General features: G+C 25.5%; 17 protein-coding genes (1 of these 17 only partly in view). 6 read left to right on the top strand and 11 right to left on the bottom strand.

What is annotated here, in order from left to right:
- Positions 1–1,740 (bottom strand): ATP-binding cassette domain-containing protein, encoded by a 1,740-nt coding sequence (locus B8063_RS04265; RefSeq protein ID WP_085069811.1) that lies wholly within the window; start codon positions 1,738–1,740, stop codon positions 1–3.
- Positions 1,737–3,179 (bottom strand): hypothetical protein, encoded by a 1,443-nt coding sequence (locus B8063_RS04260; protein ID WP_085069809.1) that lies wholly within the window; start codon positions 3,177–3,179, stop codon positions 1,737–1,739. Before B8063_RS04260 ends, B8063_RS04265 begins: the two co-directional genes overlap by 4 nt.
- Before the next feature lie 152 nt (positions 3,180–3,331).
- Between B8063_RS04260 and B8063_RS04255 the strand changes: the two genes are divergently transcribed.
- Genes B8063_RS04255 through B8063_RS04250 form a run of 3 tightly spaced genes read left to right on the top strand, consistent with a single transcriptional unit; the run spans position 3,332 to position 5,702 of the window.
- Positions 3,332–3,715: an SxtJ family membrane protein gene (locus B8063_RS04255; RefSeq protein WP_085069807.1), complete on the top strand. Its 384-nt coding sequence runs from the start codon at positions 3,332–3,334 to the stop codon at positions 3,713–3,715.
- Position 3,716: 1 nt separating this feature from the next.
- Positions 3,717–3,866 (top strand): DUF5989 family protein, encoded by a 150-nt coding sequence (locus tag B8063_RS07215; protein ID WP_198150948.1) that lies wholly within the window; start codon positions 3,717–3,719, stop codon positions 3,864–3,866.
- Positions 3,867–5,702 (top strand): carbamoyltransferase family protein, encoded by a 1,836-nt coding sequence (locus B8063_RS04250; protein WP_085069805.1) that lies wholly within the window; start codon positions 3,867–3,869, stop codon positions 5,700–5,702.
- 230 nt (positions 5,703–5,932) lie between these two features.
- On the opposite strand, the gene B8063_RS04245 is transcribed toward B8063_RS04250, so the two are convergent.
- The 9 genes from B8063_RS04245 to B8063_RS04205 form a co-directional block, all read right to left on the bottom strand.
- Positions 5,933–6,679, bottom strand: a complete 747-nt coding sequence (locus B8063_RS04245; RefSeq protein WP_232311424.1) for a cytidylyltransferase domain-containing protein — start codon at positions 6,677–6,679, stop codon at positions 5,933–5,935.
- Positions 6,680–6,746: 67 nt separating this feature from the next.
- Positions 6,747–7,745 (bottom strand): N-acetylneuraminate synthase family protein, encoded by a 999-nt coding sequence (locus tag B8063_RS04240; protein WP_085069801.1) that lies wholly within the window; start codon positions 7,743–7,745, stop codon positions 6,747–6,749.
- Positions 7,746–7,767: 22 nt separating this feature from the next.
- Positions 7,768–8,820 (bottom strand): nucleotidyltransferase family protein, encoded by a 1,053-nt coding sequence (locus B8063_RS04235; RefSeq protein WP_085069799.1) that lies wholly within the window; start codon positions 8,818–8,820, stop codon positions 7,768–7,770.
- Positions 8,821–8,875: 55 nt separating this feature from the next.
- Positions 8,876–10,042: a UDP-N-acetylglucosamine 2-epimerase gene (gene neuC, locus B8063_RS04230; protein ID WP_085069797.1), complete on the bottom strand. Its 1,167-nt coding sequence runs from the start codon at positions 10,040–10,042 to the stop codon at positions 8,876–8,878.
- A complete protein-coding gene (gene neuB, locus B8063_RS04225) occupies positions 10,042–11,058 on the bottom strand; it encodes an N-acetylneuraminate synthase (protein ID WP_269466642.1) in 1,017 nt (338 codons plus the stop codon). The genes neuC and neuB overlap by 1 nt, the downstream gene beginning before the upstream one ends.
- On the bottom strand, positions 11,036–11,929 hold the full coding sequence (locus B8063_RS04220; protein WP_085069795.1) for a methionyl-tRNA formyltransferase: 894 nt from the start codon (positions 11,927–11,929) through the stop codon (positions 11,036–11,038). The genes neuB and B8063_RS04220 overlap by 23 nt, the downstream gene beginning before the upstream one ends.
- Entirely contained in the window at positions 11,930–13,090 is a 1,161-nt protein-coding gene (locus B8063_RS04215; protein WP_085069793.1) for a LegC family aminotransferase, read from the bottom strand.
- Complete coding sequence (locus B8063_RS04210) at positions 13,077–14,081, bottom strand: NAD-dependent epimerase/dehydratase family protein (protein ID WP_445082348.1); 1,005 nt, start codon at positions 14,079–14,081, stop codon at positions 13,077–13,079. The genes B8063_RS04215 and B8063_RS04210 overlap by 14 nt, the downstream gene beginning before the upstream one ends.
- A gap of 214 nt (positions 14,082–14,295) precedes the next feature.
- Entirely contained in the window at positions 14,296–16,278 is a 1,983-nt protein-coding gene (locus B8063_RS04205; RefSeq protein ID WP_085069791.1) for a sulfatase-like hydrolase/transferase, read from the bottom strand.
- A gap of 367 nt (positions 16,279–16,645) precedes the next feature.
- Between B8063_RS04205 and B8063_RS04200 the strand changes: the two genes are divergently transcribed.
- The 3 genes from B8063_RS04200 to aepY all read left to right on the top strand — a co-directional run.
- Positions 16,646–17,167: an adenylyl-sulfate kinase gene (locus B8063_RS04200; RefSeq protein WP_085069789.1), complete on the top strand. Its 522-nt coding sequence runs from the start codon at positions 16,646–16,648 to the stop codon at positions 17,165–17,167.
- A gap of 66 nt (positions 17,168–17,233) precedes the next feature.
- Positions 17,234–18,535: a phosphoenolpyruvate mutase gene (gene aepX / locus B8063_RS04195; RefSeq protein WP_085069787.1), complete on the top strand. Its 1,302-nt coding sequence runs from the start codon at positions 17,234–17,236 to the stop codon at positions 18,533–18,535.
- Positions 18,528–18,698 carry the start of a phosphonopyruvate decarboxylase gene (gene aepY / locus B8063_RS04190; protein WP_085069785.1) on the top strand. It continues 930 nt past the right edge of the window, so 171 of the gene's 1,101 nt are visible here — the first part of the coding sequence; it begins with the start codon at positions 18,528–18,530; its stop codon lies off the right edge, out of view. The genes aepX and aepY overlap by 8 nt, the downstream gene beginning before the upstream one ends.

Here is an 18,698-nt window from a genome sequence, read left to right as displayed (position 1 = left end):
TTATATTTTGTTAATAATTTTATTATTCTCCAGTGATATCACTTTATCACAATACTTTAATATTCGATCATTATGAGTGATTAATAATACCGTTTTTGTTTTTTTCAAAACTAACAAATTATCAAGTATTTCTTTTTCTGTTTCTATATCTAGTGAGCTAGTAGCTTCATCAAAAATAATAATTTCAGGATCATCATATAAAGATCTTGCAATAGCAATTCTTTGCGCCTGTCCTCCTGAAATTTGAGATCCTTTTTCCCCAACCATGCTATTTATATCTAAACCATTATTTTCAAGATCATAAATTAATCTTGATAGCTCTATCGCTTTATTTACTTTATTTAAATCTATATCCACTTCTTTCACTCCTAGAGCTACATTCCTTTTAATTGAGTCATTTATTAAAAAATTTGATTGTGGAACATAACCAATTTTAAGTTTAGATACATTTTGATCAATTCTTTTACCATCAACGAAAATTTCACCCGAATCTTGTTGAATTAAGCCTAGCAAGATATCTACAATAGTGCTTTTACCACTTCCACTTCTTCCAATAAGAGCTGTAATTGAATTTTTTTTAATGCTTAGATTAATATTTTTTAAAACGTTATTCCCCCTATTATTTGATTTATAATTAAAACTTATATTCTTTAACTCAATTTTTTCGTTAAAGCATAAATTATTTTGTTTCGTTGTTTCCTTAATGTCAAATTTTATATAATCTGTATTTTTAGAATATTCTGAAATTAATGACTCAAGATAAACTTTGTTAAACCTCATTTGTTGAGCTGAACTTATAATTCTATTTAAAGATGGAAGAATTTTAAAGCCTGCTACTATGTAAATTCCAAATAATGGAACAAGTTTAACTAAGTCCTTTCCACTAAAAATCAAAAAAATCATCACTAATGAAAATGCAATCACACCAAATACTTCTAAAAACAATCTAGGTAATAGTTTTACTCCTTCCAGAAATGATATACTTTTATTTACACTTAGATTTATATCTTTATATAAATTAAAAAAAAATTTTTGTTTTCTATAGAACAATATTTCCTTTATGCCTTCAAAGATGCTTTTTGCATACTTTATTTTAAGTGTTTCATTTTTTTGTCTTATTGTTCCATGCTCTTTAAGTTTTTTGCTAAATTTTTTGTAAATTAAGAAAGATATAATAAAAAAGAAAAAAGCAATAAAAAGCCCATTTATCTCATAGAAAGCTAAGAGAAGGATAATTCCTAAAAAAATAAATAATTCTGTAAAAAAGAAAAATGAGGGAATAATAAAACCGGTTATAACAACGAAAGAATCGACATTTATTACTCTAATAAGTTTTGAAGAGTCATTGGCTTTATGAAACAAATAATTATTAAAAATATATTTTTTCAACAAACTTGTTGCAACATTGTTTTGTAAATACATCGAATATTTGATTTGATCCCAGCTTAAAAACCCAATGATGATATTTTTCAAAATAAAAAGAATTACCAATAAAATTAAAAGTAATATTAAAACTTCATTATAACTTAATTGATTAACAAATTTAATATCGTAACTATTGATTTTTGAAATAAATTGTGGATCAATAATCAAACTTAGGAAAGGAAACAATATACCAAGGCTCAGCATTTCGAGAAGAGTTATAAATAAATTGAAAAAAATAAAATAGTAATACTTTAATTTTTTTTCTTTTGCAAAAATTGTTAAAAAATTATTTAAAGATTTAAATGTATCTTTCATTTTTTTATTGCCTTTTCAATATTTTTAAGATGATGGTAAAGTGATTTATTAGTTAATGTATCCAAATAAGTAGTTTTAAATTTATTTCTTCTTTTACCGTATGTTTTTAATTCGTTGATTTTATCAAAGCCTTTAAATTCATCAAAAATATTTATTTTAATCTCATTTACCCTATTCTTAATTAATTTGTATGCATCCTTATTAATGTTATCTCTATTTAAATTAAAATATAATATTGGAACACATGTACCCGCAACTTCACTGAATGTTGCGGAGGAAATGTAATCTATTATAATAAGATCATAGTTTTTACAAATTTTTAAGAGTTTTAAATTTGTATCAAGCACATTAAATTTATTATTAATATTATAATTAATTTTTTTATAAGGATATTTGGCATCTATCTTTCCAAATTTTGAATATAAAAAATTCTGCCAAGCTTCATATTTTTCCTTATACAAATAATCAACTCCATTTAATGATACATTAAGAACCCTATGTGGAATATAAAGAATTCTCATCTTATTTAATTCTTTAAAATTTATCTTTTTGATATAATTAGATAAATGTATAGAATTTTTGTTTTCTATGGGAATAATCTTATAATTACTATCGTCAATACTTACATAATTTTCATCATTTAAAATTTTTTCTTTTTTTCCTGAGGTTAAAAAATAATCGCATAAATAAAATTCATCATATTTAAGACTTTTGTAAGATACAACTCCATAGGTGGGAATATGATTTATTAATAATAATTTTGAATTTAGCTTCTTTTTTTTTTTCGCAAGAAGTCTATTTTGAATATCTCCTAATGTGCCTGAAATAATAATACTTTCATCTAAATTTTCAAATTTGAATTCCTTTTTTGCTTTGATCTTTTTTATTAATTTTTTAATATCGTCTAAGTTTTTTAAATTTATCTTATTCTTAAGTAAAAGTTTTTTTATTTCTTTCAGAAAATAAGACTCAGTATTTTGACTTAGGTTCATCTTAATATCCTCAAAATTTACTAGAACTATTTCGTATTTATTTATTAAACAAAATAAAATTATTAAAATTTTATTTTTAAAACTTAAAGAAATACTTTTACTTAGAAACAATTTTTTTTTTTTTTTAAAAAAATAAGAAAATAATGAATAAAATTTAAGTAATTTTTTGACTAAAAAACTACTTTGTTTTAATTTGAAAATATCTATACCATTTCTTTTACCAAACTTAATCACAGGATAGTTGCTAGAAATATCTGTAAAAATTTTTAAGTTTCTTCTACATCTAATGGAGACAAAAAAATACATTAACTCGTGAAACAAAATACCAACAATATTATCATCACTTTGTTTTTTGACTTTTTCTATTTTTTTATATATTTTTAATATGTCATTAAAAATTATTTCAGAATCTTTTCTATTTTTAATTAAATAATTTTTTTTGATCATTGATATTTAATTTTGAAATTTTTATAATTGTAGCATATAAAATAACTTATCTGCGGTTTAATAAGATATAGAAATAACATATACTAAAATCATGTCTAAAAATATTTTAAAAAAAATATTCAATAATTTAAGTTTTGATTAAAAAATAATAAATGAAAGATATTAAAATCAGCTCAAATCGAAGTTTTGGATTAGTTTTTTTTATAGTTTTTTTAATAATATCAACTTATCCACTTTTAAATGATCAAAATATTAGAATTTGGTCACTAATAGTTTCGCTAATTTTTTTAATTTTAGGTCTAATTAACTCTAATTTACTGCTTCCCTTAAATAAAATTTGGTTTAAGTTTGGAATTCTTTTAGGAAAAATCTTTTCTCCAATTGTAATGGGAATGATATTTTTTTTTGTAGTGACTCCTATAGCTTTATTAATGAAAATTTTTAAAAAGGATATCTTAAATTTAAAATTTAATAAAAATAAATCATATTGGATTAAAAAAAATGAATCAAGCAGCAGTATGAAAAATCAATTTTAGTATGAATTTTATAATAGAATTTTGGCAATTTTTAAGAATAAGAAAAAAATATTGGTTATTACCAATTATAATTGTTTTAGTTTTATTTGGTGGATTAATAATTTTAAGTCAAGGTTCAGCTGTAGCTCCATTTATTTATACAATATTTTAAGTGAAATTTATATTAGGTATTTCTGCATTTTATCATGATAGTGCGGCGTGTATTTTAAAAAATGGCGAAATATTAGCTGCAGCCCAAGAGGAGAGATTTACTAGAATAAAACATGACCCAAATTACCCATATCATGCAATTGAGTTTGTTTTAAAACACACAAACTTGAAACTTTCCAACATAAATCAAGTAGTTTTCTTTGAAAAACCTTTTTTAAAATTTGAAAGACTATTAGAAACGTATGTTGCATTTGCACCTAAAGGATTTATTTCTTTCAGCAAAGCTATGCCTTTATGGATTAAAGAAAAACTTTTTCAAAAAAATTTATTATTTAACAAACTTAAAGAACATGATGAAAATTACAAATCAGATGAGAACATATTTTTTTCTGATCATCATTTAAGCCATGCTGCTAGTGCCTTCTTTCCTTCACCATTTGAAGAAGCAATAGTTTTAACTGCTGATGGTGTTGGAGAATGGGCAACAACTACTATTGCGCATGGTAAAGGAAATAAATTAAAAATATTAAAAGAAATACATTTTCCGCACTCTCTAGGTCTTCTTTATTCAGCATTTACTTACTACACAGGATTTAAAGTTAATAGTGGCGAGTATAAACTTATGGGTTTAGCACCATATGGTAAACCAATTTATGAAGAAAAAATAAAACAATTAATAGATATTAAGAAAGATGGATCATTCAGGTTAGATCAAAATTTTTTTAATTATGCAACTGGTCTCACCATGACTAACAATAAATTTCATAAATTATTTGGTCAAGAGCCTAGAGATCCAATTAATGAAAAACTAACTCAATTTCATATGGATATAGCAGCATCTGTACAAAAAGTGACTGAAGACATAATGGTTAAACTATCAAAGTCAATTCGTAGTGAGTACAATGTTAAAAACTTGTGCCTAGCTGGTGGAGTTGCATTAAATTGTGTTGCAAATGGCAAAATTCTCAATGAAAAAATTTTTGATAACATATGGATACAACCGGCCGCAGGAGATGCTGGAGGTTCATTAGGAGCTGCTTTGGCATTGTGGCATATTGAACAGGGTAACTTGAGAAAAATTGATCCCGAAGACAGTATGCAAGGATCTTATTTGGGTCCTGGGTTCACTCAAAATGAGATAGAGGAGGAATTAAAATCTATTGGAGCGAAATATAAAACTTTAGATTATGAAAATTTAATTGAGCAAACATCTGAACAATTATCTAGAGGGAAAGCTGTAGGTTGGTTTCAAGGAAGAATGGAGTTTGGCCCAAGAGCTTTGGGTGGTAGATCAATACTTGGAGATCCAAGGTCTGACAAAATGCAAAAAAATTTGAATTTAAAAGTAAAATATCGAGAAAGCTTTAGACCATTTGCTCCATCAATTCTTGAGGAAAATTTATTTGAATGGTTTGATATGGAAAAAAAAAGCCCCTATATGCTCATGGTAGCAAATATAAAAGATGATGTAAAAATTGAAATGACTGCAGAACAAAAAGAATATTTTGGCATTGATAAATTAAATGTTAAAAGATCAGAAATTCCAGCAGTTACACATGTAGATTATTCCGCAAGAATTCAAACTGTTAATAAAAAAACAAACAAACCATATTATGATTTAATTTCAAATTTTAATAAAAAAACTGGTTGTCCTGTAATTGTTAATACTTCATTTAATGTGAGAGGAGAACCGATTGTAAATACACCAACAGATGCATTTAATTGTTTTATGGGAACAGGCTTAGATTTTCTTGTAATTGGTAACTGTATTTTAGATAAGAGAGAGCAAAATGAGGCACTTAAAAAAGACTATATGAGTAAATTCGATTTGGACTAAATTTAATAATTTTTTTATTTGGTCTACTTAATAATGTCTGCATATATTGCGATATGAGACTCTGTATTATCAAATACATTCAGGTTTTTGAAAGATGATGCAATACTGGTTTCTTTTTTTAAAAAATCGGAGAGCTCCAGTTTTTTTTCGTGATGAGGTGTAAAAGTTGATATTCGTAAAGGTTTAATTCTTATTAACTAATATTTAGAAAAAATTTATTATTTCAAAAATTATACAGAATAAATTTGTTCTTTTAATTTTAAAATTTTAACTTTATTCTCCTCATAAAATTTTGAGATTCTAATTTTTATTTTATTATCTAAATCTCTTTGTATTACATTTTTGTTTAAATCAAGAAGCTCAGGGTTTTTTCTCAAAATTTTAAAAACATCCAAAACATCAATTACTTTATTAATTGGATACATGCTGTATATCTCCTTGAAAAAGTTATAATCATCAATTTCATCAAGAGTCATTCTGCAGTTCTCAAAACGATATTCATTATCAGCTTTTATTTCAACTACATTAAAAATTTCAGGTCTATTTATCAGATAACCCCAAATCTCTGTATCAATTTCCTCTTTAATACTACAAACAGTCTTGAGAGCTTTAGTTTTAATAGCATATATATTTACACCTACTGGCATCTCAGATGTGTATATATAGTCAATTTCATTTTTAGATTTTATTTCATTAATAATTAAATTTGCATGATGAACAGAAAACAGGGGATTGTCAGCTGTCATACCAACAAAATAATCCATCTCAAACAACTCTGCAGCATCTAATAGTCTTTGTAACACATCATCAGAGCTACCATTGTAATAATAAATATTATTTTCTTTTGCCAATCTAACTAAAGGTAAATCTTGATTTATGCGTGAAGTACATAAAACAATATCACTACAATCTTTTACTTCTTTTGCTCTTTGTATAATTCGTTCAATAACTGTGTGTCCATTTAATGATTTAAGAATTTTTAATTTTAATCTACTTGACTTTAAACGTGCTGTAATAAGAAAACCAATTTTCAGTTAAATCCCCCTAAATAAAGTATTTTTTCTTTAATACTGTTCCTTTGCTAATATCATTAGATATTTTTTTACCAATTGAATTAATGACATCTAATTGTGACATGTCTGATATTTCTTTAGTTCTTGTAAATTTAATATCAATTAATTTTAAAATATTACCTTTTGACAAATTTGAATTTATTACAGCTGCTTTTTTCATTGGCCCAAAAACAGAATAAGTTTTCTCTCCTTCGTTCATAGAAAGCAATCCTGAGCCATTTAGTTCATCAAGTATTTTTATTTTTTTATGTAACTCATTAAACATTTTTACAGATATTGCGGCTGGCCAATCTATTCTTTTTTCTCCAAAGTGTGTGGTTATATGTTTTTCTACATACTTCATTCCACTAGCTGCTCCTAAAAGCGTAACCAGTTCATTATACCTACTATCACCTGCTGTATGATCTGCATAACCATATTCAATATTATCAAATAATCTCATCAATTTCCTAACCTTATCAAGATTTACATCTTTATAAATTGTCGGATAGTTTTGAAATCCAAACATAAGAATCATGTTTGAATGATCTAAAAAATTAATTGCATTTTCTATTTCATTAATACTTGTACCACCAACTCCAAGAACAATTTTAGTTTGCTTTTGGATATCTTTTTTTAATTTTTCAAGCATAAATATATCATTCAAACAAACTGAATGAATTTCAACATAATCTGGATTAAATGATAGACCAAACTCTATAGCATTAGTATCATTGAGCAATAACATGATTTCTTTGTTACCTTTTGTTACAATTGCAATCAATTCTCTCCACTGCTCTTTTGTAAAAGTCATTGCCTTTAACTGATTATAAGCCTGATGACTTTGATCCATATACTCCTCAAAATCTATAGTAATATGCATTTTAACAATATCCGCATCAGTATTTTTTACAATTTCATTAATTAAATTTTTCATAAAAACAAAATCACCCTCATGGTGCCAAGCGGTTTCAGCAATTAATTTTATCATTTCTTCTTAAATACCTTAATGTTCATTTATTTATGAAAAAAGAATTATATTTGAGATTGGCCTTATCATAATCAACGAATCTTCCTATATCTAACCAATTTTCTCCTAATGGAAACGAAACTATTTTATCTTTTTTATTTATCATCTTTTTAAAAAGAGAAGTCATATTATAAAATTTTTTTGGGATTAAATTAATACATTTTGGATCAAGTATATAAATACCTGCATTAACATAAAATTTATGTTTTGGTTTCTCCTCAATCGAGTCAATAATTTCTTTTTTTACTCTAACTTCACCGTAAGGCAATTCAACATTAAACTCTTTAATACACATTGTTGCTTTTGAATTGTGTTCTTGATGAAAATTAAGCATTTTTTTAAAATCAAGATTAATTAATATATCACCATTAATTACAAAAAAAGGCTGATTTATTTTTTTTTTTTTTAACAGACTTAAAGCACCAGCTGTACCCATTTCAATCTTTTCATGAATGTATTCTATTTGTGCTCCAATTTTTTTTCCATTACCAAAATAATCCATAATTACTTTTGACTTATAATTAACGCAAATAACAAAATTATCATAACCACTATCTATAAATTTTTCTAATATTATATGAAGTATAGGTTTATCACCCACTTTTAACATTGGTTTAGGAATATTTTTTGTTAAAGGTCTTAAACGCATGCCTTTACCACCTGCCATTATCACAACTAAGTTATTATTTTTAGACTTTATAAGCTCATCTAATACATGTAGTCCTATTATCTTGAAATTTTTATCGACTATGGGAATTTGATATATTTTTTTTTTAAGTGCAATTTTCAATACTTTTTCTTTAATATCATCTTTTTTCACTACAAAAGGTTTCTTGTTAATTATAGAATTTATAGAACTATTAATATCTAATCCTTTTAAGAATCCTCTTCTAATATCTCCATCAGTCAAAGTACCCAATAACTTTCCCTTTTTATCAACAACAACTGCAATTTGAAGAGCCCCATTAGATATAATTTTTAGAGCTTGTTTAATTGTTGCATCTTTTGTGATTTTTATTTTTTCTATATTTTTCATAATATTTCTTTTAATATTATAAAACTTTCTACAAAAGTTCCTATGAATACTATTCTCATAATGAAAATTTCACATTAAAAAAAGATTTTTTTAAAAGATCATCAATAGAAATAGAATTTAAAATTTTAATAATTTTTTGACTAGGGCACCCATCACCATAAGGATTTTTAATATTTTTTAAAAGATTTTGAAATTCATTTGAATAAGCTTTTTTTATTGCATATTTTATGCTTTTTTTATTTGGAGAACAATCAATAATGCTTTTCGCTTTAATTCTACCTTTTTGTCTATCACCAATATTTATAGTTCCAATTTTTAAACTTGGTGCCTCTAGTAATCCACTTGAACTATTTCCAATAATGAAATCCATGTATTTTAAAGCACTTAAAAAATTAAGTTGCCCCATTGAAGTAATGGATATAGATTTATTTTGATTTTTACTTGTATATTCATCTATCATTGAGTTAATAATTTTTCCACCTGTATCACTATTTGTTTTCGTAAAAATAATATTTGTATTTTTTAAATCATCTATAGCATCGAGAATTTCTGAGAATTGTTTTTTTGATGTATTTTTTTCTAATGTAACAGGATGAAATGTAACTAAAATATTTTTAATGTTTAATTTAAAATCAATTAATTTTTCAAATTCTTCCTTTGTAAAAAGCGTAAGCCTTTTAATATTTTCAACACCCATACCGCCAACTGTAAAAACTTTGTCTGGGTTTTCACCCAACTGTATAACTCTTTTGGAGTATTCTTCAGTTGCAGTAAAATGCAAATGACTCATTTTAGTTATACTATGACGAATAGCTTCATCTATTGAGCCTTCTGTAGCTTCACCACCATGAATATGAGCTATAGGAATTCTAGATATCATTGCTGCAGTTACAGCGCTAAAAATTTCATATCTATCTCCTAAAACTACAATAATATCAGGTTTTAATTTGCTATAAGCTTCTGAAAAAGATTTTTGGGCTATGCCCATAGAGCTTGATATACCTTCAGCAGTATCTGACGACAAATGCATGTCAATTTTCATGTCAATTTTAAAATCTTTTTCAATTTCTTTATAAGTTAATCCAAACTCTGCACTTAGGTGCATTCCAGTAACAATTAACTGAAGCTCAAGATTCTTATCAATATTTACCTCTCTGATTAACCAATATAATAATCCATACTCTGCACGCGAACCGGTAATTATACATATTTTTCTTTTCATCAAATAAGTTCGTCTTCATTATAATCTTTTTTAGATTTAGTTCCGATAAGCTTATCCCACTTCATTGGATTAATACCATTACCTGGCCTTTTTATTGTAAGATTATTTTCGTTAAAAATATCACCTTTTTTGATTGAGGTTTTAGAAACAATTGATTTTCTAACAATTTTTATATTGGGTATTTCACTATTAGAGGGTTTTTTTATTCCGTTTCCAAGAGCAAGTTCAATATTCCTAATAGCTTTAACCATATCTTTTAATTCATGTGGTTCAAGACTAGCTTTATGGTCTGGACCTTCCATATTACTATCTAAAGTAAAATGTTTCTCTATACAAGTTGCACCAAGTGCAACTGCAGCAATATCCACCTCTATTCCTGACGTATGATCACTATATCCATAACTCACACCAAAAGTATTACCTATTGTTAACATTGCTTTTAAATTAACATCTTGCATTGGTGTCGGATACTCCGTATTAGCATGCAAAACTGTGATATGATTTTTTTTTGTCCCAGATCGAATTAAAATATCTAAAGCATTTTTAATTTCATCTAAATTCGCCATTCCTGTTGAAAGAATTATTTTTTTTTTTAATTTCCCTATACATCTTAAATATGGAAGATTTATTATTTCTCCACTAGGTATTTTTAACGTATTTAGACCCAAATCATTTAAAAGACTGATACTATCAATATCAAAAGGAGATGATAAAAACATTATAGATTTTTTATTGCAATAAGAGATAAGTTGTTTGTGCATTTTAAAATTAATTTCAAATTTTTTTAACATTTGAAATTGAGATTCTCTTAAATCTGTAGTTTCCATTTGATAATTTGCTTTTTTGGCATTTTTAGTTGCTAAATTTTCTGCCTTAAAAGTTTGAAATTTAACCGCATCAGCTCCAGACTCAGATGCAACGTCAATTAATTTTTTAGCTAATTCAATTGAGCCATTATGATTAACTCCAGCTTCAGCAATAATAAATACTTTTTTATGATTCAAATCTATATCCAATATTTATTTTTCCATCATATTCAAAGTCTGTGATTTTTATAAAACTATCTTGTGTTTTCACAAAAAAACATTGATGATCTTTAAAAATTATTGCTCCAGTAATACCTTTATAAATTGGAGCATCTTTAATTAATTCTACCTTAGAAATTTTCATTTCCTTATTTTTTAAATATGTTCTAGCATTAGGTCCTGGATCACATATGGCTCTAACAAAGTTAAATATTTCTCTACTTTTTTGATTCCAATTTAAAATTTCATCACCAGTTTTTCTTTGTGAGCAGTAAAAACCCTGATTATATAATTCTGTTTGTTTTTGAGCTTTTACAGGACCATTTTTAAACATTAAAATTGCGTCATAAAGTATATTTGCACATTCTAAATAAGACCTATCGAGCAAAGTTTTATAGTTATCTTTATCTGATATTTTATAATTTCTTTGTAAAATGATATCACCAGTATCTATTCCTTCATCAACATAATGAACTGTAATTCCAAATTCCTTTTCATCATTTATTAAAACCCAATTTAAAACATTCCTTCCTCTATAAAAAGGTAATTTACCTGCATGACAATTAATAATTTTGTATTTTGTTAAATTGATTATTTGTTTTTTAAAAATTTGATTAAATGACATCGATACAAACAAATCACAGTTATATTCTTTTAAAATAGAAATAAATTCCTCAGAATTTACATTCTTGTTTTCTAAATAATCAATACTGTATTTTTTTGCATAATTTTTTAAAGTTTCATCCTTGCTTCCAAATCTTACACAAATAAAAGATATTTTAATTTGAGTATCATTGATTAACTTATCGAATGTTTTGTGACTCCAAGGACCGTCAGCAAAATAACCAATATTTAAAGTCATTTAAAACTTTACTGAACTTGGAATATTTACAATTCTTACTTCCAAATATTTCGCATTTTTTAAATTCGATTGATAACAATCTTTAAACATTTTAAGCTTATTCATTAACTGCCATGCAGGTCTTGTCATTATACCATTTTTATTTGTATAATCTAAAAATTTATCTCTTTGTTTTTTATTTTTAAGAAGAATTACATTTAACCAATAATTCGATCTACTGTATTTGGGCTCTTTAAAGAAAAAATAATCAATACTTTTAAAAAAGTTTTCATAGTCACTTGCTAACTTACGTTTATTTTTTATAAAGTTATTTAATTTTTCTAATTGAGCAAGTAACAATGCAGCATTTAAATTTGGCATGCGATAATTATAACCAATCATATCATGATTGAAATCCCATTTATGAGGAATTTTAGCAGTTGTTGTTAGATGCTTAGCTTTAACTGCAAGTGATTTATCATTTGTAATTATACAACCACCACCACCAGCTGTAATAATTTTATTTCCATTAAAGCTCAAGGTTCCTAGCTGACCAAAAGTTCCTGTATGTTTATTTTTATAAAAACTGCCTAAACTTTCAGCGGCATCTTCAATCAAAAATATATTATATTTATTACAAATAGTTTTAATTTTATCTATTTTACAAGGGTGACCATAAGAGTGCATGGGAATACACGCTTTAATAATCTTATTCGTTCTTATATTTATACACTTTTTATTTTTTATTTTTGTATTATTTTTTAAAAAAATTTCTAAAGCAGATGGTGAAAGACCCATAGTATCTTTGTCAATATCAATAAATACTGGTTTTGCGTTACAGTAACTAATAGCGTTACAGGTTGCTACAAACGTAAGTGGTTGGGTTATTACCTCGCTATCTGAATTAACATCTGCTAAAATTAGAGATATGTGGAGTGCTGAAGTTCCATTGGTAGTTGCTACTGCATATTTTGCACCTGTATATTTAGCTATTTTTTTTTCAAATTCGTCAACAAATTTTCCAACAGATGACACAAAAGTAGAGTCAACACACTCATTTAAATACTTCTTTTCATTTCCAGTAAATTTTGGTTCATGAAGAGGAATAAATTTATAGTTTTGATATACTGATTTTATAAATTTAATGATAGCTAAATTTTCATCATTATTATTTTCTTTCATGAGGAATATTATAGTACTTTTGATTCTCAGGATCTTTAATTAATTCTTCTTGAATTACACGTTTAATTTCTAATATTCCATCTGGTACTGTCATTGTAATTTTAAAACCAAGTTCTTTTTTTATTTTATCACAGTTTACTCTATAATCTCGAGGGTCATCATTTTTTTGTACATATTTTATTTTTGCACTAGGTAATATTTTTTTAATTTCCTCAACGAGCATTTGTTTTGTATAATTTTCATTTGTATCACCAACATTAAAAACGTTGTAAGCAACTTTTTCATCAGGCGATTTTAAAACAGTGAGAAATGCATTAGAAAAATCTTTAACATGGCAATAAGGTCTCCAAAACTGTTCCCCATAAATCACAAGCTCTTTTCCAAGAGCAAGATCTTTTGTAAACTCATTGACTGTTAAATCAAATCTCATTCTTGAAGAAAGTCCATAGACAGTTGAAAAACGCAAAGAAGTTGGAGAAAATGTATCACTTTTTTCAATTTCGTTAAGCATATATTTTTCAAATTTTACTTTTAATTCAGCATACAAAGATACTGGGGCAAGAATAGAATTTTCATCCACATACTCCTTAGGATCTTCCATTTTTCCATAATTACTACAGGTGGATGCAAAAATAAATTTTGATACACCTTTCTCAATACATTTATCAATTAACCATTTACTTGATTGCCAATTAGTTTTTTCTGCAAGAACTGGGTTTAATTTGCAAGCAGGGTCACCTACAATAGCTGCCAAATGAATTACTGAATAAAAATCGTTAGCAGAAAGAATTTTTTCAAGCTGTATGTGGTCATTAATATCAAAATTATAAAATTCAAAATTTTTATTATGCCAAAGGTCTAACAAGGATTCACCACCAAACATTAAATTATCTACACATGTAACATTATAACCTTCATTGAGAAGCTCTCTTAATAGTCCGGAGCCAACGTAGCCTGCACCACCTGTAACTAATATTTTTTTCAAATTCACATACCCTATCTTAATTTTTTTTAAATTTAAATTAAACTTATAGATGTTATAAATTTAAAGTTTATATAACACAGTTTTTAATTTTTCGTTAATAATAATAAAAAATAATTTATATCTAGATACATCTTATAATTTCTTTAAAGCAAGACACAAAACTTAAGCTAAGTTAAATCAAAATATATGAAAGTCTATTTTCAACGAATTAATATTTTTTTTATAAAATTTGTTGAATTGTTTCTTTCAGATTTTTATGTAAATGATTTTTTCTAAATAAATTATTTTCTTTTATTATTTTTTCCATCTCTAAATTTACATCTTCATAAGCATCTAATTTCTTATAATCTATGGTTTTGTCAGTACCTTCATTGACAATACCATCATTATTAATTGTAAATAGTTTTTCAAATTCAACATTTTTAATTTTTATATTTTCCCAATCAAAATTAAATAATCTATATAATTTTAAATTTTGAGCTGTTAATGCAATTCCATAATTATTATTTTTAGGATTAAAAATAGTTTCTGAGACAGTAAATTTTGATTTTTTCATTCTAGATTGAAATAAATTTTCAAAATAATAAGGTAAATCTAAATTTTGGCTCTTTAATATTTGATAAAAACTTTCATATTGTGATGAAGTTGGTTCGTCTACCACTCTTTCTTGATGATTGTCAAAACTCTTTTTATGTTTAATTATTAGTGGAACCCTTGAATGTGTTTCATATAAAGGATATTTTAAAATATGCATTTTCCACTCAGGAGGTAAAGCGGCGCCATGATCTCCATTAATTACTAAGGTTGTTTCATCGTAAAGATTTTTAGATTTTAAGTAATTTATTATTTTGCCTATTTCATCATCTAATATCTCTAATCTATCAGCATATAAATTATTAAATTTATAAGCAAATGCTTCTGATAAAGACTCCCCTGACCACATCATTGGGCTTTGTAATCCTAAATTATTTAACATTGGACCATGCAATCTATCAAAATGTGTATACAAAAAAATATTTTGATCTTTAAAAAAATTTATTGCATTTATAATTTTATTAGAACTTGGAGCATTATTATCCACGGGTTTAATCACAGTAGACCAAATATCAAATGAATTGGTATATCCATATAATGAGTCAAAACGACCGCCACAAGTATATGCTGCATTTATAAATTCTTTTTTTTTAAGTAATTCAGGAAGAAATTTTATTTTTTCATTTAATTCTAAATGAAAAAGATCATTTCTATAATTTCCAAATCCATGCTGAAGAGGGCTTAATCCGGATAAAGTAGATATAATATTTGGCAATGTTGAGTCACAAAATGAGTATGATCTTTTATAGTGTGTACTATCTGATAAAATTTTCTTAATGTTTGGTAAATTTATTTTTTTTGATAAATTTATTTTTTCAAAAAAGAATGGGTCGGTAAGACTCTCGCAACATAAATATATTATTCTTTCATTTTTTTTTTCTGGAAAAAAAATAATAGGATTGCTTATTGCCATACCTTTTAAATTGGTCTTTAATTTTTTGTGTTTTAATTTTTGATCTGGTTTTTTTTTAGGAAACATTAAAAATGATTTATCAATAAATTCAAATTTCATTGAAATTTCGACCTGACTATCTATAAATTCATCTAAATTTATAGAAATGTCCATCCAATTTTTTTCTTTTTCAATATAAGCTAACCCATGTTTTTTGATATCAACAGGAAATGAAAATTTTAAATCTTTATTTTTATTCTGACTTTTTAAATTTATCAAAATTTCTAAATCATTATTTGCGATATTATACTTTTGAAAGTAATTTTCTAAAAATGCAAAACCAACCCAAATAGATTGTTTTCGATCAGCTTTAACTTGAAATTTTAAAATTTCATTTGTTGATAAAAACATCGCTTTTCTGGTTTCAATACCACAATCAACTTCATATAAAGTATGATTATATTTGTTGTTTTTTTTAATTGATGGTGCTTTTTGATAAATGTACAGGCGGTAATAAATGCTGCTTGATACTCTAAATTTTGAAAATAAATTTGCAAGAAAATATAATAAATATCTTAATAAATTATTATTAAAAACTCTCATAATTAAAATACCATCTTTTTGAAAAGAGCTTTGATGAAAATGTCTTCTCTTGACATAAGAATATGGTATTATATTTACAATTAAACTCTTAAAAATTTTTTTTAGAAATAACATTTTATTTTAATAAGCTTAATTTTTTAAAACCTGATTGATAAAATCTCATACAAAATAATGTTTACAAGTGGTAGTATCAAAGTGCTTAAAATTTTGTAATTGAAACGAAAATTATTAGTCATTTTATAAATTTTTAGAATATAGAGTATTAAATATCCTAATATATCAAGGTTTACAAAAAGTAAATTTTTTATAATTTTATTTGAGCTAAAGCTCTTCTGGTATCTAGCAAAAACTGTCTTACCTACCAAACAGGAATTTAATATTTTTGAAATTATATAAACTTATATATTTATTTGTATTTATTTTGCTAAAGTAATCTTAATATTTTAATTTAATACTGAATTATATTATAAAAAAAATCCTTATGAAAACTAATAAATATGGAAAAATATTCTGGATCACGGGTTTATCAGGTTCTGGGAAATCAACAATTGGTGAGCATTTAAAAAAGATAATTAAAAAAAATTATGGAAAAACAATTATTATTCATGGGGATAATATTAGAGATATTTTTCAATTACGATTTTACACAAAAACAAAAAGATTAAGACTTGGAAAATCTTATTCAGATTTATGTAGATTGCTAATTCGACAGAATATAAATGTAATTTTTACTACTGTTGGTCTTTTTAATGAGTTATTTTTATATAATAGAAAAAATTTAAAAAAAAATTATGTTGAGATATATATTAAAACAGATATCGAAAAATTAAAAAAAAATAAATCTAAAACTTTCTACAAAGTGAAAACACGTAATGTATGGGGTCTAGATTTAAAACCTCAATTTCCAAAAAAACCAGATATAATAATAGAAAATAATTTTCAGGTAAGTCCAGCAATGTTAGCTAAAAAAATATTTAAAAAAATAAATAGTATAAAATCATAATAATAAGACTTCCTTAAGATACATTGCATTAGACAAAATAAATTAATTGTTATAAAGAATGTTGTGATGAAAAATAAGATTGTATATGTTGGCTTATCTGCAGATATATTACACAAAGGTCATATCAATATTTTAAAAACTGCTAGTACTTATGGTGATGTTATAGTTGGTCTTCTTACAGATAAAGCTATAGCTAGTTATAAAAACATTCCCTTTTTAGATTATGAAAAAAGAAAAGTGGTGATTGAAAATATAAAGTATGTAAAAAAAGTAATTCCTCAAACAAAATTGGATTATGTTGAAAACCTTAACCTTATTAAACCACATTATGTTGTTCATGGGGATGATTGGAAACATGGTGTACAAAAGAAAACAAGAAAGAGAGTAATAAAAGTACTAAAAAAGTGGTCAGGAAAACTTATAGAACCTAAATACACAAAAAATATATCTTCTACCTCTATTAAAAAACAGATAAATAATATTCTTTCTCTAACTCAAAATAGAGTTTCTAGACTTAAAAGGCTTATTAAATCAAAGGATATTGTAAGAATTTTAGAGTCACACAATTCACTTACAGGGATAATAATTGATAAAATTAATGTCGTAAAAAATAAAAAAAAGGTTGAATTTGATGGAATGTGGTCTTCAAGTTTAACCGACTCAGCCACTAAAGGTTTACCAGATAATTCTTCATTATCTTTTTCAGCACGTATTTCGTCACTAAACGATATAATGGATGTAACTACTAAACCGTTAGTTTTTGATGCTGATAACGGTGGCCAAATAGAACATTTACCATTTTTAGTAAGATCCCTAGAGAGATCAGGCGTATCAGCAATTATTATGGAAGATAAAGTTGGACTTAAGAAAAATTCTCTATTCAAAAATCAATCTGATACCAAACAAGACAAGCCACAACTTTTCGCAAAAAAAATCAAAAAAATTTGTGGTTCTAGACGATCTCAAGATTTTATGGTGATAGCAAGAATTGAAAGCTTTATTGTGGGAAAAGGCCTGAAAGATGCATTAAATAGAGCTGAAATTTATTCAAAAGCAGGCGCAGATGCAATTTTAATTCACAGTAAAGAAAAAACCCCAGCAGAGATATTTTCATTTGCAAAAGAATTTAGGAAAAGTAAAAATTTTATACCATTAGTTTCGGTACCATCTACTTATTCTAAAGTTTATGAAAAGGATTTAATTAAGAATGGTTTTAAATTGGTTATTTATGCCAATCAATTATTAAGATCAGCTTATCCAGCCATGCAAAATACAGCCAAAACTATTTTAAAAAATAGAAGAGCTTTTGAGGCAGATAAAAAAATTATTCCAATAAAAGAAATAATAAATCTAATAAAGAATGATTAAAGTAAGTGCTTTAATTAATTTATTAAAAAAAAATAAAAGTAATTTTTATACTGGTGTACCAGATAGTGTTTTAAAAGAACTTTCTTTTTCTTTACAAAAAACAAGCAAAAAAAATCATATTATCGCAACAAATGAAGGAGCAGCTGTTTCCATTGGCATAGGT

Origin of the sequence: Candidatus Pelagibacter sp. RS40 (assembly GCF_002101295.1) — a bacterium.
Classification (GTDB): Bacteria; Pseudomonadota; Alphaproteobacteria; order Pelagibacterales; family Pelagibacteraceae; genus Pelagibacter.
Note: the sequence above shows the minus strand (reverse complement) of the source record. Positions and strands in the feature narration are given on the sequence as shown.